Genomic DNA, 1,157 nt, shown 5'->3' on the forward strand with positions numbered 1-1,157 from the left:
ATCGGCGATTCCTTCTCCGCCAACGGCCAGATCCTCGACCTGCTGAACGCGGGCGGCGACCCGGACTGCAGACACGTCCCCACCTCGTGGCCGACCCAGCTGACCCAGCGCCTCGGCCTGTCCCCGGACGACGTCGAGGACACCTCGTGTCAGGGCGGCACCATCGACACCTCCGGCTGGACCCTGGTCCACCAGGTCAAACGCGCCGCCTCCGACAATGCCTTCGGCCCCCGCACCCGGGCCGTCACGATCCAGCTCGGCATGAACGACGCCTGGGGAACCGACAACCCCGTCGCCCTGTCCCGCGCCTACTCCTGCCTGATCGACCTGAGCAACGGCTGCGACGTCGAAGCCGCCGCCGAGGGCCGCGCCCCCGACCCGGCCACCATCACCGGCCAGGCCTACGCCGACCGCGTCCGCAAGGCCGTCGAGTACATCCGCTACTACGCCCCGAACGCCCAGATCATCTTCGTCGGCTACCCGGAGATCCACACCCCCGGCCAAACCTCGGCCTGCGCCGGGATCCTCGGCATCGACGCCGTCCAGCCCCGAGCCGGAGCCATCACCGAGTTCCTCGACCACATGGACACCGCCCAACGCGAAGCCGCCGCGATCCTGAAGGTCACCTTCCTCGACTCCCGAGCCGTCACCGCGGGCCACGGCGCCTGCACCCCCGACGCCTGGGTGGCCGGCGCCTTCGACCCCCGGACCGAACTCCTCGGTTTCCCCTGGCACCCCACCGCCCACGGCGACACTATCCTCGCGGCCGCCGTGCAGCAGAAAATCGCGCAGGGCTGATCAAGCTGAAGCGCCAGGATTCGAACCTGGATCGGCGGAGTCAGGGTCCGTCATGCTGCCGTTACACCACGCTTCATCGAGAGTTGGTGTGCCCGGGAGGATTCGAACCTCCGGCCGCCTGATTCGTAATCAGGTGCTCTTTCCGCTGAGCTACGGACACGTGACCCCGCGCGGATGTCGGCGTTGACATCTGCTCTGCGCTGAGGTGCGCGGGGTATGAAAAGAGGGGTTTACTCGAAGTGGCCTGAATGGGGTGGAAGAACTCAGGCGTTGCTGCGGATCCGGCGGAGAGCGGATACGCGGGGTGCACGCCGGGGCTGGGCGCGGCGGGTGGTCCAGCTCTGCTGGTGAATCAGTGG

1 protein-coding gene and 2 tRNA genes are annotated in these 1,157 nt (G+C 68.4%); 1 reads left to right on the forward strand and 2 read right to left on the reverse strand.

Going from position 1 to position 1,157, the window contains the following annotated elements; genetic code table 11:
* A partial coding sequence (locus tag ACIRS4_RS38115; RefSeq protein ID WP_404204850.1) for an SGNH/GDSL hydrolase family protein occupies window positions 1-798 on the forward strand: 798 nt, incomplete at its 5' end.
* Window positions 799-803: 5 nt separating this feature from the next.
* On the opposite strand, the gene ACIRS4_RS38120 is transcribed toward ACIRS4_RS38115, so the two are convergent.
* A tRNA-Gln gene (locus ACIRS4_RS38120) sits at window positions 804-874 on the reverse strand.
* 8 nt (window positions 875-882) lie between these two features.
* A tRNA-Arg gene (locus ACIRS4_RS38125) sits at window positions 883-958 on the reverse strand.
* Window positions 959-1,157: the final 199 nt, after the last annotated feature.

It is taken from the genome of Streptomyces sp. NPDC101166, from assembly GCF_044768125.1.
Lineage (GTDB): Bacteria > Actinomycetota > Actinomycetes > Streptomycetales > Streptomycetaceae > Streptomyces.